The sequence below is a fragment of the Streptomyces sp. NPDC040622 genome, assembly GCF_055593965.1.
The window spans coordinates 661,165-676,949 of the sequence record NZ_JBVIXD010000003.1; the positions used below are offsets into that span (position 1 = coordinate 661,165).

Sequence of the window (15,785 nt, forward strand, 5' to 3'; positions counted from 1 at the left end):
GCGCCTCCGTGGGGCTGCCGGGTTGGCGGGCTGGCGGCCTGGCGGCCTGCCGGGTTGGTGGCCTGTCGGCCTGTCGGCCTGTCGGCCTGGCGGGCAGGTGGGCAGGTGGGCAGGTGGGCTGACGAGGGCTCGGGCCTCCCGCTGCGCGATCCCGCGTCCCCTCCGTACGGGCCTTCGCCGACCGGACGGTCAAGTCCGCGTGACCGTCCGGCAAGATCCGGCGGAAAGGGGTGGACTCCGGTGGGCCGAAGGCCGAGTGTGACGACATGAGCGATCACGCCAGAGGTCCTGTCGGACCCTTCGAACCGCCGTACTACGCCGTCGTCTTCACCTCCGTGCGCACCGAGCACGGTGACGGCTACGGAGAGACCGCGGCGCGCATGGACGACCTGGTCACGGGGGTGCCGGGGTTCCTCGGCTCCGACGCGGCCCGCACGCCGGGAGGCATCGGCATCACCGTCTCGTACTTCCGCGACGAGGAGGCGATCAAGGCATGGCGGAGCGATCTGGAGCACCGCGCGGCACAGCGGCGCGGGCGCGAGGACTGGTACGAGACGTACGTCCTGCACGTCGCCAAGGTCGAGAGGAGCCACGGTTTCGAGCGGGCGGAGCCCAAGCCGTGAGCGGGGACAGCGGGGCCAGCGGGGCCAGCGGCGACAGCGGTGCGGAGGCCGCCGCCGTGCGCGGGTTCTGGGAGCGGCTCGGGACGCCCGGACTCATCGACGTACACACGCACTTCATGCCGGAGCGCGTGCTGGACAAGGTCTGGGCGTACTTCGACGCCTATGACGCGACGGGCGCGGTGCAGTGGCCCATCACCTACCGGCACGAGGAGGAGCGGAGGGTCGCGCTGCTCGGCGAGTTCGGGGTGCGGGCCTTCACCTCGATGCTCTATCCGCACAAGGCGGGCATGGCGGAGTGGCTCAACGGCTGGTCCCTCGACTTCGCGCGGCGCACGCCCGACTGCCTGCACACCGCGACGTTCTTCCCGGAGCCCGGAGTCGACCGGTACGTGCGGGAGGCCGTCGAGGCGGGCGCGCGGGTCTTCAAGGCGCATGTCCAGGTGGGCGGTTACGACCCCAACGACGCGCTGCTCGAACCGGTCTGGGGCCTGCTCGCCGAGGCCGGCGTCCCGGTCGTCGTGCACTGCGGGTCGGGCCCCGAGCCCGGCAAGCACACCGGCCCCGAGCCGATCGCCCGGCTCCTCGCCCGCCATCCGCGGCTGCCGGTCGTCGTGGCCCACATGGGGATGCCCGAGTACGCGGAGTTCCTCACGCTCGCCGAACGGTACGAGGAGGTGCGCCTCGACACGACGATGGCGTTCACCGACTTCAGCGAGCGGCTGATGCCGTTCCCCGCGGCGGAGGCGGGGCGGCTCGCGGACCTGGGGGAGCGGGTGCTGCTGGGCAGCGACTTCCCCAACATCCCCTACCCGTACCTGCACCAGCTCCAGGCCCTGGAGCGGCTCGGCCTCGGTGACGCGTGGCTGCGCGGGGTCGTGCACGGGAACGCGGCACGGCTCTTCGGGATCGCCTGAGCCGACGCCCCGGGGCCACCTGTCTCTCCCCTCCTCGAGCCCCCCGAGCCCCCCCCGGCGCCCCCCGCGCCCCCACGTCCCCCGCGGAGGGTTTCTCAGGGAATTCACAGGTTCGCGCAAGAGTGCTCTCAGAGGCGCGTCGCAGGGTGTGGGACATGACCACGACCACGCCCCAGGCGCGTACCGAACTGCTCAGGCCGGACGGGAGCCCCGTCCGCGTGCTCGTCGTGGACGACGAGGTGTCGCTCACCGACCTGTTGTCCATGGCCCTGCGGTACGAGGGCTGGCAGATCCGCAGCGCGGGCGACGGCGCGGGCGCGGTGCGGGCCGCGCGCACGTTCCGGCCGGACGCCGTGGTGCTCGACATGATGCTGCCCGACATGGACGGGCTCTCCCTGCTCGGCAGGCTGCGCCGCGAGATGCCGGACGTTCCCGTGCTCTTCCTGACCGCGAAGGACGCGGTGGAGGACCGCATCGCCGGGCTCACGGCCGGCGGCGACGACTACGTCACCAAGCCCTTCAGCCTGGAAGAGGTGGTGGCACGGCTGCGCGGGCTCATCCGGCGCGCCGGTGCCGCCGACAAGCGCAGCGAGTCCACGCTCGTGGTGGGGGACCTGACGCTCGACGAGGACAGCCACGAGGTGACGCGCGGCGGGGACTCCATCCACCTGACCGCCACCGAGTTCGAGCTGCTGCGCTACCTCATGCGCAATCCGCGGCGCGTGCTCAGCAAGGCGCAGATCCTCGACCGGGTGTGGAACTACGACTTCGGCGGCCAGGCCAACGTCGTCGAGCTCTACATCTCCTACCTCCGCAGGAAGATAGACGCGGGCCGGGAGCCGATGATCCACACGCGGCGCGGGGCGGGCTATCTGATCAAGTCCGCGGTACCCGTTCCTTCGTGAGACGTCGTCCCTTCGTGAGACGCGTCTTTGTGAGACGTGCTCCGGTGCGCCTCCCGGGACGGCGCAACCGGCCCCGCACCCTGCGCACGCGGCTCGTGCTGTCCGCCGTCGCGCTGATCGCCGTCGTGTGCGCGGTCATCGGGACCGTCACCACCCTCGCCCTCAAGTCCCATCTGTACGACCAGTTGGACGGCGTGCTCGGCGACGTCGGCAAGCGGGCGTCGGGGCCCGCCGCGGTGCCCGGCAAGGGGCCGCTCCCGGGCGCGGGCAGCGGCCCCGGCGCGCACGACGACCCGCTGGAGTTCGTCACGCGGGGCCCGCAGGAACTCGGCACCATCGGCGCGGAGGTGGGGCAGGACGGTTCGGTGGGCCGCGCCCTCGTCAGCACCGAGGCGGACGGCGACAGTCCGGTGCCGGACGCCACGCGGCTCGACGACGCCCAGATCGCCGCCCTCGCCTCCGTGCCGAGGGACGGGGAGCCGCACGACGTCGACATCCCGGGGCGCGGCGCGTACCGCGCCACGTACACGAGCGGCGTCAAGGGCGACTTCCTCGTCGGCGTCCCGGCGGCCAAGGCGCGGAACACCCTCGACACCCTGATCGTCGTCGAGGTCTGCGTCACCGCCGCGGGCCTGGCCGCCGCCTCGCTGGCCGGCGCCGCCATGGTCGGCGTCGCGCTGCGCCCGCTGCGCAGGATCGCCACGACCGCCACACGGGTCTCCGAACTCCCCTTGCACAGCGGCGAGGTGGCCCTGCACGAACGGGCCCCCGACGCCGACCCGCGCACGGAGGTCGGCCAGGTGGGCGCCGCGCTCAACCGCATGCTCGACCACGTCCACTCCGCCCTCGAAGCGCGCCAGCGCAGCGAGACGCGGGTACGCCAGTTCGTCGCGGACGCCAGCCACGAGCTGCGGACCCCGCTCGCCTCGATCCGCGGGTACGCCGAACTGACGCGCCGGGGACGGGAGGCCACGTCCACCGGTCCCGACACCCGGCACGCGCTCGGCCGGATCGAGTCCGAGGCCGAGCGGATGACCGGCCTGGTCGAGGATCTGCTGCTGCTCGCACGGCTCGACGCGGAACAGCCGCTCTCGTACCGGAGCAGTGATCTCGCACCGCTCGTCGTCGACGCCGTCAGCGACGCGCGGGCCGCGGGCCCCGACCACCACTGGCGGCTCGACCTGTCGCGGCTGCCGGACGAGCCCGCCCTCGTGCGCGCCGACACCGCCCGCCTGCACCAGGTCGTCGCCAACCTCCTCGCCAACGCCCGCACCCACACGCCGCCGGGCACGACGGTGACGGCCCGCCTGCGCGCGGACGGCCCCCGCGTGCGCCTGGAGGTCCAGGACGACGGGCCCGGCATCGACCCCGAGATGCTGCCCGCCGTCTTCGAACGCTTTGCCCGAGGCGACGCCTCCCGCTCGCGCCACGCGGGCTCGACGGGCCTCGGCCTGGCCCTCGTCCGCGCCATCGTGACCGCGCACGGCGGCACGGTGAGCGTGGAGAGCGCGCCCGGACGGACCGTGTTCGCCGTCGTGCTTCCGGCCGAGGCGGCTGAGAGCGCCCCGCCGACCCCCGCACGGCAGCCGGGCCCCGACTTCCCCGCACGGCAGCCGGACCATGACTTCCCCGCACGGCAGCCGGACCACGCCTCCCCCGCGCCGCAGCCGGGCCATGACTCCCCCTCGCCGCAGCCGGGCCACGGCGTCACCTCACAGCCGGGCCACAGCCTCACCACACAGCCCTGACAGACCACTTGGCGAGTGTCGGTCCCATGCGAACCGACTCTTCCCCGGGTGCCCTGCCGTCGCGGGACCACCTGCCCGCCGCCTGGCGCGACGTACCCGTTCTGGACGTCGTGATTCCGGTCTACAACGAGGAGAAGGACCTCGGGCCGTGCGTCCTGCGGCTCCGCGACCACCTCACCCGCACCTTCCCCTACCCCTTCCGCATCACGGTCGCGGACAACGCCTCCACGGACCGCACCCCGCAGGTCGCCGCGGGACTCGCCGGCTCCGTCGCCGAGGTGCGGCACGTCCGGCTCGACCGGAAGGGCCGCGGCCGGGCGCTGCGCGCCGTCTGGTCCGCCTCCGACGCGCCGGTCCTCGCGTACATGGACGTCGACCTCTCCACCGACCTCAACGCGCTGCTCCCGCTGGTCGCCCCGCTGATCTCCGGCCACTCGGACCTGGCGATCGGCTCGCGCCTCGCCCGCAGTTCACGGGTGGTGCGCGGGCCCAAGCGCGAGTTCATCTCGCGTACGTACAACCTCATCCTGCGCGGCTCCCTGCACGCCCGCTTCTCCGACGCCCAGTGCGGGTTCAAGGCGATCCGCGGCGACGTGGCGCGGGTGCTGCTGCCGCTGGTCGAGGACACCGGCTGGTTCTTCGACACGGAGATGCTGGTCCTCGCCGAGCGCGCCGGACTGCGCATCCACGAGGTGCCGGTCGACTGGGTGGACGACCCGGACTCCACGGTCCACCTCGTAAAGACGGCCACGGACGACCTGCGGGGCGTGTGGCGGGTGGGCCGCGCGCTCGCCGTCGGCGCCCTGCCGCTCGACCGCCTCGCCCGCCCGTTCGGCGACGACCCGCGCGACACACAGCTCACCGGCGTCCCCGGCGGCCTGGCCCGCCAACTGGTCGGCTTCTGCGTGGTCGGCGCCCTCTCCACCCTCTTCTACCTGCTGCTCTACAGCGGTTTCCGTACGTTCACGGGGTCGCAGGCAGCCAACGCGGCGGCCCTCCTGGTGTCGGCGGTCGCCAACACCGCGGCGAACCGGCGGCTGACCTTCGGCGTGCGCGGCCGCGACCACGCCGTCCGTCACCAGGCGCAGGGCCTCGTCGTCTTCGGCATCGGCCTCGCCCTGACCAGCGGCTCCCTCGCGGCGCTCGGCGCGGCATCGGGCGACCCCGCGCACTCCACGGAGCTCGCGGTGCTGGTCGCGGCGAACCTCGCGGCGACGGTGCTGCGGTTCCTGCTGCTGCGGGCGTGGGTGTTCCCGGACCGCCGCGCACCGCGGGCCGAGGCCGTCCCCCGGCCGACACCCTCCCCCGAGCCCGGCACCCGGGCTCCGGAGCCCGCCCACGCGTACGACATCACACACATACGCGACGTCCAGGCCCCCTCGTACGAGCCGACCGCCGGTAGGGCACGTGGCGTGGTCGCCGACGCTGCCGCCGGAATGGCGCCCCGCATGACCGCCGACGCCGCCGCTGCCACGCCCCCCGGCAGCGCACCCGGCGTGACCGCAGAAGCTGCCCCCGCCGCGCCCCCCGGCAGCGCACCCGGCGTGACCGCAGAAGCTGCCCCCGCCGCGCCCCCCGGCAGCGCACCCGGCGTGACCGCAGAAGCCGCCCCCGCCGCGCCCTCCGACAGGGAACCCGGCACCGCCCCCGGCACGCCCCCCGGCCTGACCGCTCCCCACGACCCGAGGAACGCACGATGACGACAGCCTCTCCCACGGCGGCGCCGACGCCCCTGCCGGCGGCGCCGGACGGCTCCGCGCGCCGGTGGCCCGCCGCGCTGCCCGCCCGGCTCTGGCGCGGCCGCCCCGACGACCCCCGCTGGGCCCGCCCCGCGCTCCTCGGCCTGCTGCTCGCCACCGCGGTCCTCTACCTCTGGAACCTCAGCGCGTCCGGCTACGCCAACTCCTTCTACTCCGCCGCCGTCCAGGCGGGCAGCCAGAGCTGGAAGGCCCTCTTCTTCGGCTCGCTCGACGCGGGCAACGCGATCACCGTCGACAAGCCGCCGGCCTCGCTCTGGCCGATGGCGCTCTCCGTGCGCCTGTTCGGGCTCAACTCGTGGGCGGTCCTTGTCCCGCAGGTCCTGATGGGCGTCGCGACCGTCGGCGTGCTCCACGCGGCCGTGCGGCGCCGCTTCAGCCCGGCCGCTGGACTGATCGCGGGCGCGGTCCTCGCGCTCACCCCGGTCGCCGCGCTGATGTTCCGCTTCAACAACCCGGACGCGCTGCTCGCGCTCCTGATGACCGTCACGGTCCACTGCGTCCTGCGCGCGCTGGAGCACGGCCGCACCAAGTGGCTGGTGTGGGCGGGCGTCGCGGTCGGGCTCGCCTTCCTCGCCAAGACGCTGCAGGCGTTCCTGATCCTGCCGCCGCTCGCGGTGCTCTACGCGGTGTGCGCGCCGGTCCGGTTGCGCAGGCGCTTCGGCCAACTCGCCCTGTCCGCGGGCGCGATGGTCGTCGCGGGCGGCTGGTGGGTGGCGATCGTCGAGCTGTGGCCCGCCTCCTCGCGGCCGTACATCGGCGGCTCGCAGAACAACTCCTTCCTGGAGCTGACCTTCGGCTACAACGGCCTCGGCCGCATCAACGGCGAGGAGACCGGCAGCGTGGGCGGGGGCGGCGGCCCCCGCGGGGGCGGCGGTGTTGGCGGCGGCGGTGGTCAGTGGGGCGAGACCGGCCTCGGCCGGATGTTCGACTCCGAGGTCGGCAGCCAGATCTCCTGGCTCCTGCCGGCCGCGCTGATCCTCCTGGTCGCGGGCCTCGTCCTCACCCGCAAGGCGCGGCGCACGGACACCGCGCGGGCGGCGTTCGTGGCGTGGGGCGGCTCGCTCCTGATGACCGCGGCGGTCTTCAGCTTCATGGCGGGGATCTTCCACCAGTACTACACGGTGGCCCTGGCCCCCTCCATCGCCGCGCTCGTCGGCATGGGTGTCACGGTCCTGTGGGAGGAGCGGACCTCGCGCCGGGCGTGCGCGGCGCTCGGCGTGACGGTGGCGGCGACGGCGCTCTGGGCGTACGTCCTGCTGGGCCGCACGCCGGACTACGCGCCCTGGCTGCGGTGGGCGGTGCTCGTCGCCGGTGCCGTGGGGGCGGCGGGCCTGTTGCTCGCGGGCCGTCTCGGCCGTCGACTGGCCCTCACCACGCTCGGGTTGAGCCTCGCGGCGTCCGTGGCGGCCCCGGCGGCGTACACCTTGTCGACGGTGGACAGCGCGCACACGGGCTCGATCGTGACGGCGGGCCCGGCGTCGGCGGGCGGCATGGGCGGCCCCGGCGGCGGCAGGCCGGGCGGCGGCGGTCCGGGCGGACCGGGCGGCGGCGACGGGGGCGGGGGCGGTATGCGGCAGCCGGGTCAGGCCGGCCAGAGCAATCAGCAGCAGGGCCAGCCCGGCCAGCGGAGCCAGCAGCCACCGGGCCAACAGGGCCAACAGGGCCAGCCTCCGCTGGGCCGGCCCGGCCGGCAGGGCGACAACGCCCAGGGCCAGCGAGGCCGCGAGGGCGGCATGGGCGGTGGCACGGGTGGCGGCATGGGCGGTCTGCTGAACGGCGCGCAGGTCTCCGCCGCGGCGAAGAAGCTCCTGGAGACGGACGCCGGTGACTACACGTGGGCCGCGGCGGCCATCGGCTCGCAGAACGCGGCGAGCTACCAACTGGCCACCGGCGAACCGGTGATGGCGATCGGCGGCTTCAACGGCAGTGATCCGTCCCCGACGCTCGCGCAGTTCAAGCAGTACGTGACGGACGGCAAGGTGCACTACTTCATCGGGAGCGGCTCGGGCGGCTCGGGCGGCATGGGCGGGGGCATGGGCGGCGGGGGCAACGGCACCGCGTCCGGGATCACGTCCTGGGTCGAGTCGACCTTCAAGAAGGTGACGGTGGGCAGCGCGACGTTCTACGACCTGACGCAGCCGAAGAAGTAGCGGACGAAGCCGCCGGAAAAGCAGCGGACGAAGCAGCGGCAGGAACCCCCACGGCCCTCCCACGGCCCTCCCTCGTCTCCCTCCCCGGAAATCTCTTGTACGCCGTATGGGAGCTGCCTTACAGTGTAAGTCGCACAGCCCCGTACACCGTATAACCAGAGAGGGAGGGCCGTATGACGGCGACGACCGCCGAGGCTCCCACCGCCTCGCAGAGGCACCCGCAGCGCTGGCTGATCCTCGGCGTGATCTGCCTGGCCCAGCTCACCGTGCTGCTCGACAACACCGTCCTGAGCGTCGCGATCCCCTCCCTCACCCGGGAGCTGGACGCGTCGACGTCCGACATCCAGTGGATGATCAACGCGTACTCGCTGGTCCAGTCGGGCCTGCTGCTCACCGCGGGCAGCGCCGCGGACCGCTACGGCCGCAAGAAGCTGCTCGCGGTGGGCCTCGCCCTCTTCGGCATCGGCTCGCTGGCGGCTGGCCTCGCCCAGACCTCCGGCCAGCTCATCGCCGCCCGCGCGGGCATGGGCGTCGGTGGCGCGCTCCTGATGACCACCACCCTCGCGGTCGTCGTGCAGATCTTCGACGACGCGGAGCGGGTGAAGGCGATCGGCCTCTGGGCCACCATCAACTCCCTCGGGTTCGCGGCCGGTCCGCTGCTCGGCGGCTTCATGCTGGACCACTTCTGGTGGGGCTCGATCTTCCTGATCAACATCCCCGTCGCGCTGATCGGCCTCGTCGCCGTCCTCAGGCTGGTCCCCGAGTCCAAGAACCCCCGGGGCGACCGCCCCGACCTGCTGGGCGCGCTGCTCTCGACGACCGGCATGGCGGCGGTGGTCTACGCGATCATCTCCGGGCCCGAGCACGGCTGGACGTCGTCGCAGGTGCTGGTCCCCGCCGCCGTCGGCGTCCTGGTGCTCGGCGCGTTCACGTGCTGGGAGCTGCGGATCCCGTACCCGATGCTGGACATGCACTTCTTCCGCGACCAGCGGTTCGTCGGAGCGGTGGCGGGCGCCATCCTCGTGGCCTTCGGCATGGGCGGCTCGCTCTTCCTCCTGACCCAGCACCTGCAGTTCGTACTCGGGTACGAGCCGCTGGAGGCGGGGCTGCGCACGGCGCCGCTCGCGGCGACCATCGTGGCCCTGAATCTGGCGGGCATCGGCGCGAAACTCCACGCGAAGCTGGGCACACCCGCCACCATCGCGTCCGGCATGAGCATGCTGGCGGCGGGCCTCTCGGCCATCGCGCTGCTCGGCGGCGACAACTACACGGGCCTGCTGTTCGGCCTGATCGTCATGGGCATGGGCATCGCCCTCGCCATGCCCGCGATGGCCAACGCCATCATGAGCGCCATACCGCCGGAGAAGGCGGGCGTGGGCGCGGGCATCAACGGCACGCTCGCGGAGTTCGGCAACGGTCTGGGCGTCGCCGTGCTCGGCGCGGTCCTCAACTCCCGCTTCGCCTCGCTCGTGGCGGTCTCCGCCGCGTCCTTCCCCGCCGCCATGGCCGCCGCGAAGTCGACGGGCGAGCGCGAACGGATCGCCGACGCGTTCGCCTCGGGCCTGGAGACGAGCCAGCTGGTGGGCGCGGCGGCGGTCTTCGTCGGGGGCATCCTGGCGGCGGCGTTGCTGCGCAGGGCGCAGAGGGCAGACTCCGTGGGTGAGGGCGCGGCATAGCATCGGGGGAGGGCGGACCACCCGGCTCCGTACCGGCCGCCCTCTCCACGCCGCACCCCCGGAGACAACCGCTCCAGGCCCGAGGACCAACGAGGAAGGCGCGCCATGGCGAAGGCTGCCGGCCGCACGAAGAGCGCGGCGCGGACGAGTGTCTGGCTGCAGGAAAAGGCCCCGCGCGGCGGCGGCCGCAAGGGCGAACCGAGCGGCCTCGACCGGGACCGCATCACACGGGCCACGGTCGCGCTCCTGGACGCGGAGGGCCTGGACAAGTTCTCCATGCGCAGGCTCGCCGGCGAGCTGAACGTCACGGCGATGTCCGTCTACTGGTACGTCGACACCAAGGACGACCTCCTGGAGCTCGCCCTGGACATGGTCTGCGGCGAGATGCGGCTCCCCGGCCCGGAGACGTCGCCCGAGGCCTGGCGCGAGGAACTGCGCGCGCTGGCGTACGAGTACCGCGCGGCGCTGATCCGCCACCCCTGGGTGTCACCGCTGGTCGGCCGGTACCTCAACATCGGCCCGAACTGGCTGGCGTTCGCCCTCGCGATCCAGAACGCGGTCCGCAACACGGGTTTGCCCGCCTACACGCAGAACGGCGCGATCTCGGCGGTCTTCCAGTTCGTGTACGGCTTCGGCACGATCGAGGGCCACTACATCTCGCGGTGCGCGGAGGCGGGGATGTCGCAGGAGGACTACTACCGGGAGGCGGCCGGAACGGTCCGCACCGAGCTTGCGACGCACGGGCTGCTGGAGAGCGCGGACGAGTTGATGGCGGCGCGGAACGGGGACACGGTCGAGGAAATGTGGGAACGGGACTTCACGATCGCTCTCGATCTGATGATCGCGGGCATCGAGTCCCTCCTGGTCAAGAACCCCCCGACGCCTGGGCCTTGAACGTGGCGGGGTGGGGTCTTCCCTACGTGGGCTGGCCCCTGGGCCTTGGGCGGTGCGGGGTGGGTGGGGGTTGCCCTGCGTGGGCGGGTGCGGGTGTGGTGTGGCTGGTCGCGCAGTTCCCCGCGCCCCTTAAAGCCCACCCGCCGTTGTGGGGCGCGCTGCGTGGGCGGGTGCGGGTGTGTTGTGGCTGGTCGCGCAGTTCCCCGCGCCCCTAAAAGCAACAGCCCGCCGCCCCCGTACCCCTGAAAGCAACAGCCCGCCGCCCTCACGCCCCTGAAAGCAGCAGCCCGCCGCGCCCCCGAGGCGTCGACCCGCCCGGGGCCCCCGGGGGAGGGCACCGCCCCACCCGAGGCCACACCTGAAGCCCTCAGGAGGCACCGGCCCTGCGGGGCTTGCCCGGAAAGCCCCCACCGGGCCGCACCCGCGTACGCGCCGGAGGGGGCGCGGGGGTATGTGCGCACGGAGCACCGAGCCGGCCATAGCGCCTTTGTTCGTGCAGCGTGGCGCAGGGATAGCGAGTACGTACATACCCCCGCGCCCCCGCCCCACAAGACGGACCCAAGGCGAGACCACCCAAGGCCCAGGGGCCAGAACCCGCCCTAGCCCATGAGAGCGGCATCTCGGCCGACCGCGATCGACACGCGGCCCACCCGGGGACAAGCCCTCCATGAGCGCCCCGCCCACCTCACCCCACCGCCGCCACCCCACGCGGCCCCGGGCGCTGCTCACCCTCCTCGTACTCCTCCTCGCCGTCCTCACCGCCCTCGCCCCGGCCCCCACCGCCCAGGCGACCGCACCCCCACCCCCCGCCACCCTCTCCACGGAGACCGGCGGCGAGGCCCTCCAGGACGCCACGGACACGGCGCTGCGCCTGCCCACCCGCCACGCCACCCGCCTGCCCACCGCACGCCCCCACACCCCCGCACCACGTCCCGCCCCCGCCACACCCGCCACGCCCCACTCCTCCCGCCTCCACCCCCACGTCCCGACCCCCCGCTCGGTGGTCCTGCGCTGCTGACAGAGGAAGGCGCCCACGTCGCCCGCCCGCCCCTTCCTCCCCCCCTCACCAGCAAAAGCGCAGATCAAGGACACCCTCATGCCGATCGACCCCTACGCGGCGCTCCAAGCGCTCCTCCGCGCCGAAGGCGTACGCACCGCATCCCCCGAGACGCCCCCGCAGCCCGACGGCGAACACCCCCAGCCCCACCAGCACGACCACGACCACGACCGCAACCACGACCGCAACCACGGCCACGGCCACGGCACCCCCAAGGACGCCTGACCGGCACGGCACCCCACCCCACGACGGCCCGGCGCAGCCTCAGCGTCTGCGGCGGGCCGTCCCGAACACGGACCGCGAGATCTCCCGCCCGATCTGCGTCCCCATGGACCTCAGCAGGGACTTGAACATCCCGCTCCCCACCACCTGCTCCACCACGGACCCGTCCCCGCGCGGCTTGGCGCGTGCCTCGGCCCGCGCCGCCTTCTCCGCCTTCTCCGCCTTCTCCGCCTCCACCACCTCGGCCTCCGCCTGCTTGCGGGCCTGCGTCTCCGCCTCCTGGGCGGTCAGCTTCTCGTACGCGGACTCACGGTCGACCGCGTCGGCGTACCGCGAGTACAGGAGCGAGGACCGCACGGCCTGCTCCAGCGCGCCCGCCTCCACCGGCCCCATCAACGACTCGGGCGCCCGCAGCCGCGTCACGGCGACCGGAGTCGGCGCCCCCTTCTCGCTGAGCACGGTGACGACGGCCTCGCCGGTGCCGATCCCGGTGAGGATCTCCTCCAGGTCGTACGCCGAGTCGGGAAACGTCCGTACCGTCGCTTTCAGCGCCTTCTGGTCGTCGGGGGTGAACGCCCGCAGCGCGTGCTGCACGCGGTTGCCGAGCTGCGCGAGCACGTCCGCGGGCACGTCCTTCGGCGTCTGCGTCACGAAGAAGACGCCGACGCCCTTGGACCGGATCAGCCGCACGGTCTGCGTGATCGCTTCGAGGAAGGCCTTCGACGCGCCGTTGAAGAGCAGATGGGCCTCGTCGAAGAAGAAGACGAGCTTCGGCTTCTCCACGTCGCCGACTTCCGGCAGGTCGTTGTAGAGGTCGGCGAGCAGCCACATCAGGAACGTCGAGAAGAGCTGCGGCTTGTCCTGGACCTGGGGGAGTTCGAGGACGGACACCAGCCCCCGCCCGTCCGGCGCCAGCCGCAGGAACTCGCTCGTGTCGAACTCCGGCTCCCCGAAGAAGTCCGCCATGCCCTGCGCCTCGAACGCGGTGAGGGCCCGCAGGATGACGCCGGCGGTCACGGTCGAGAGGCCGCCGATGCCCTTGAGTTCCGGCTTGCCCTCGTCCGAGGTCAGGAAGGTGACGACGGCGCGCAGGTCCTTCAGGTCGACGAGTTCGAGGCCCTTCTGGTCGGCGTAGTGGAAGATCAGGCCGAGCGACTGCTCCTGGGTCTGGTTGAGCTGCAGCACCTTCGAGAGCAGTACTGGACCGAAGCTGGTGATCGTGGCCCGTACCGGGATCCCGGTGCCGATGCCCCCGAGCGCGTAGAACTCGCTCGGGAACCCCGTCGCCTCCCACTCCTGCCCCACGTCACGGGCCCGCTCCGCGACCTTCTCGCCCGCTTCGCCGGGGGCCGAGATGCCCGAGACGTCGCCCTTGATGTCCGCCAGGAACACGGGCACGCCCTGCGCGGCCAGCTGCTCGGCGATGAGCTGCAAGGTCTTGGTCTTGCCCGTGCCGGTGGCCCCGGCGACGAGCCCGTGCCGGTTGAGCATGGGCAGCGGGATGCGGATCTGCGCGTCGGCGAGGCACCGCCCGTCCCAGAGGAGCGCGCCCAGGTCGAGGGCGGGCCCGGCGAAGGCGTATCCGGCGGCGATCTCCGTCGCCTCCTGAGGCAACGCACTCCCGCTCCCCGCACCCGCACCCACATCGCCGACCGCCACGTCAGCACCAGAAACCTCAGATACCTCTGAAAGCTCTGAAAGCTCTGAAACATCAGACGCATCAGATACATCAGGCGACCCAGACACCCCGGACGCCACGAAGTCCCCACCGCCCCCGGAACCATCGCCTCCGGCCGTCATCCCCACTACCGGAGCGGACTCGTTCGGGCGGTTCGCGCGGCCCGGTGTGGACGGCATCGGCTGGCTCTCGCTCACTTCGGCCCCTGTTCCCGGCTGGCGTGTTTCCGGTTTGCACCGATTTACTGCGTCATTTCCCAGGGTCGCACTCCGTCTCCATGGCTGCGCCCGGAGAGCCTTGCCCGGTAGGCTTTCCGTGTGATCTTCAAGCGCATCGGAAACGGCCGGCCGTACCCCGACCACGGCCGGGAAAGCACCCGCCAGTGGGCGGATGTCGCGCCGCGCCCGGTCCGCCTCGATCAGCTCGTGACGACCAAGGGGCAGCTCGACCTGGAGACCTTGCTCGCCGAGGACTCCACGTTCTACGGCGACCTCTTCGCGCACGTCGTGAAGTGGCAGGGCGACCTGTACCTGGAGGACGGGCTGCACCGTGCGGTCCGCGCCGCGCTGCAGCAGCGCCAGGTGCTCCACGCGCGCGTACTCGAACTGGGCTGACGCGACCGCACCCCCGCCCGGCCCTGCCCCAAGTCGGCATTGGCCCTTTTGGGTTGGACTGGGCCCCGAGTAATGATCATTTAGTAGGCATCGCCGTCCGGCCGCACTACGCTGCGCCCATGAGCATGCTCACTCCCCCCGGCATGGGCGGCAAGTACCGCATCACGGGGGACAAATATCCACGGATGCGCCGCCCCAGCGGGCGCCGCAGGATCGTGCTCGCGGTGATCGCGTCCGCCGCGGCCGTGGGCCTGATCGGCTGGGGCACGCTGCAGCTCATCAACGTCTTCACGGGCGGCGACAAGGCATCGGCCGCGAGCCGCGCGGGCGGCGACTGCGACCGCAAGCCGGGCTCGGGCACCGAGGCCTCGAAGGCCGGGGCGAAGGCGGACGCGGACGCGGCGGACAAGGCCGAACCGAAACCGCTGCCCAAGCCGGCCCAGATCACCGTCAACGTCTTCAACGCCACGCCCCGCGGCGGCCTGGCCAAGGAGACCGCGGACGAGCTCAAGAAGCGCGGCTTCGCCATCGGCAAGGTCGGCAACGCGGCGAAGGAGTTCGACAAGAAGGTCAAGGGCACCGGGATACTGCTCGGCCCCAAGTCGGCCGCCGACACCGCGCTCCCCGTCCTCGGCACGCAGCTCACCGGCGCCGAGCCCCGGTCCGACGCCCGCAAGGGCGGCGAGGTCGACCTGATCATCGGCGACAAGTTCAAGAACCTGGCCAAAAAAGCGGACGCCGACAAGGCCCTGGCCGATCTGGCCAAGCCCAGGCCGACGCCCGCTCCGTCAGACAAGAAGAACTGCTAGCCGGCGGGAGGGACCGCCGGCCGAAGCAGCGTGGAACCGCGCCGCTACTCCGCCGCCCCGTACATCCGGTCGCCCGCGTCGCCGAGCCCCGGCACGATGTACCCCTGCTCGTTGAGCCGCTCGTCGACCGAGGCGGTCACGACGGTCACCGGAGTGCCCGCCAGCTCGCGCTCCATGATCTCGACGCCCTCGGGGGCGGCGAGCAGCACCACGGCGGTCACGTCGTCGGCGCCGCGCTTGATGAGCTCCTGGATCGCCGCGACGAGCGTGCCGCCCGTGGCGAGCATCGGGTCCAGGACGTACACCTGACGGCCGGAGAGGTCGTCCGGCATGCGCGTCGCGTACGTGGAGGCCTGCAGCGTCTCCTCATTGCGGACCATGCCGAGGAAGCCGACCTCGGCGGTCGGCAGCAGCCGCACCATGCCGTCGAGCATGCCGAGACCGGCGCGCAGGATCGGCACGACCAGCGGCCGCGGGTAGGAGAGCTTGACGCCCGTGGTCCGCGAGACCGGGGTGTCGATGTCGACCTGCTCGGTGCGCACGTCCCGGGTGGCCTCGTACGCGAGCAGGGTGACCAGCTCGTCGGCGAGGCGCCGGAAGGTCGGGGAGTCGGTGCGCTTGTCGCGCAGCGTGGTGAGTTTGTGCGCCACCAGCGGGTGGTCGACGACGTGGATCCGCATGACATCAACAGTAACCGGGACCCGGGCCCCGCTCCCCCGTTGGCCCGCACCGGCC

The 15,785-nt window shown here is 72.8% G+C and carries 14 protein-coding genes; 12 read left to right on the forward strand and 2 right to left on the reverse strand.

What is annotated here, in order from left to right; translation table 11 throughout:
* Positions 1-266: 266 nt before the first annotated feature.
* The 10 genes from ACZ592_RS11405 to ACZ592_RS11450 all read left to right on the forward strand — a co-directional run bounded on the left by ACZ592_RS11405 (position 267) and on the right by ACZ592_RS11450 (position 11,952).
* Positions 267-623 (forward strand): antibiotic biosynthesis monooxygenase family protein, encoded by a 357-nt coding sequence (locus ACZ592_RS11405; protein ID WP_471581274.1) that lies wholly within the window; start codon positions 267-269, stop codon positions 621-623.
* Positions 620-1,537: an amidohydrolase family protein gene (locus ACZ592_RS11410; RefSeq protein ID WP_471581275.1), complete on the forward strand. Its 918-nt coding sequence runs from the start codon at positions 620-622 to the stop codon at positions 1,535-1,537. The genes ACZ592_RS11405 and ACZ592_RS11410 overlap by 4 nt, the downstream gene beginning before the upstream one ends.
* Before the next feature lie 155 nt (positions 1,538-1,692).
* Positions 1,693-2,442 (forward strand): response regulator transcription factor, encoded by a 750-nt coding sequence (locus ACZ592_RS11415; protein WP_471581276.1) that lies wholly within the window; start codon positions 1,693-1,695, stop codon positions 2,440-2,442.
* 44 nt (positions 2,443-2,486) lie between these two features.
* Positions 2,487-4,190, forward strand: a complete 1,704-nt coding sequence (locus tag ACZ592_RS11420; RefSeq protein ID WP_471581277.1) for a sensor histidine kinase — start codon at positions 2,487-2,489, stop codon at positions 4,188-4,190.
* A 26-nt stretch (positions 4,191-4,216) separates the two neighbouring features.
* Positions 4,217-5,890 (forward strand): bifunctional glycosyltransferase family 2/GtrA family protein, encoded by a 1,674-nt coding sequence (locus ACZ592_RS11425; protein ID WP_471581278.1) that lies wholly within the window; start codon positions 4,217-4,219, stop codon positions 5,888-5,890.
* Positions 5,887-8,100 carry a glycosyltransferase family 39 protein gene (locus ACZ592_RS11430; RefSeq protein ID WP_471581279.1) on the forward strand — a complete coding sequence of 738 codons (2,214 nt, stop codon included), beginning with the start codon at positions 5,887-5,889 and terminating at the stop codon, positions 8,098-8,100. The genes ACZ592_RS11425 and ACZ592_RS11430 overlap by 4 nt, the downstream gene beginning before the upstream one ends.
* Positions 8,101-8,273: 173 nt before the next feature.
* Entirely contained in the window at positions 8,274-9,776 is a 1,503-nt protein-coding gene (locus ACZ592_RS11435) for an MFS transporter (RefSeq protein ID WP_471581280.1), read from the forward strand.
* A 105-nt stretch (positions 9,777-9,881) separates the two neighbouring features.
* Positions 9,882-10,670: a TetR/AcrR family transcriptional regulator gene (locus ACZ592_RS11440; RefSeq protein ID WP_471581281.1), complete on the forward strand. Its 789-nt coding sequence runs from the start codon at positions 9,882-9,884 to the stop codon at positions 10,668-10,670.
* Between the two features lie 667 nt (positions 10,671-11,337).
* Positions 11,338-11,688: a hypothetical protein gene (locus tag ACZ592_RS11445; protein WP_471581282.1), complete on the forward strand. Its 351-nt coding sequence runs from the start codon at positions 11,338-11,340 to the stop codon at positions 11,686-11,688.
* A gap of 78 nt (positions 11,689-11,766) precedes the next feature.
* The gene (locus ACZ592_RS11450) at positions 11,767-11,952 is read left to right on the forward strand and encodes a hypothetical protein (protein ID WP_471581283.1); all 186 of its coding nucleotides are present in this window, start codon (positions 11,767-11,769) and stop codon (positions 11,950-11,952) included.
* 39 nt (positions 11,953-11,991) lie between these two features.
* Here the strand turns inward: ACZ592_RS11450 and ACZ592_RS11455 are convergent, their stop codons facing one another.
* Entirely contained in the window at positions 11,992-13,806 is a 1,815-nt protein-coding gene (locus ACZ592_RS11455) for a helicase HerA-like domain-containing protein (protein ID WP_471581423.1), read from the reverse strand.
* Positions 13,807-13,944: 138 nt separating this feature from the next.
* Here ACZ592_RS11455 and ACZ592_RS11460 point away from each other — a divergent pair, with 138 nt between their 5' ends.
* Together ACZ592_RS11460 and ACZ592_RS11465 are read left to right on the forward strand one after the other, a co-directional pair.
* Positions 13,945-14,241 (forward strand): type II toxin-antitoxin system VapB family antitoxin, encoded by a 297-nt coding sequence (locus ACZ592_RS11460; protein WP_003955420.1) that lies wholly within the window; start codon positions 13,945-13,947, stop codon positions 14,239-14,241.
* Positions 14,242-14,360: 119 nt separating this feature from the next.
* Entirely contained in the window at positions 14,361-15,050 is a 690-nt protein-coding gene (locus tag ACZ592_RS11465) for a LytR C-terminal domain-containing protein (protein WP_471581284.1), read from the forward strand.
* 44 nt (positions 15,051-15,094) lie between these two features.
* Here the strand turns inward: ACZ592_RS11465 and upp are convergent, their stop codons facing one another.
* A complete protein-coding gene (upp, locus tag ACZ592_RS11470; protein WP_471581285.1) occupies positions 15,095-15,730 on the reverse strand; it encodes a uracil phosphoribosyltransferase in 636 nt (211 codons plus the stop codon).
* Positions 15,731-15,785 lie beyond the last annotated feature (55 nt).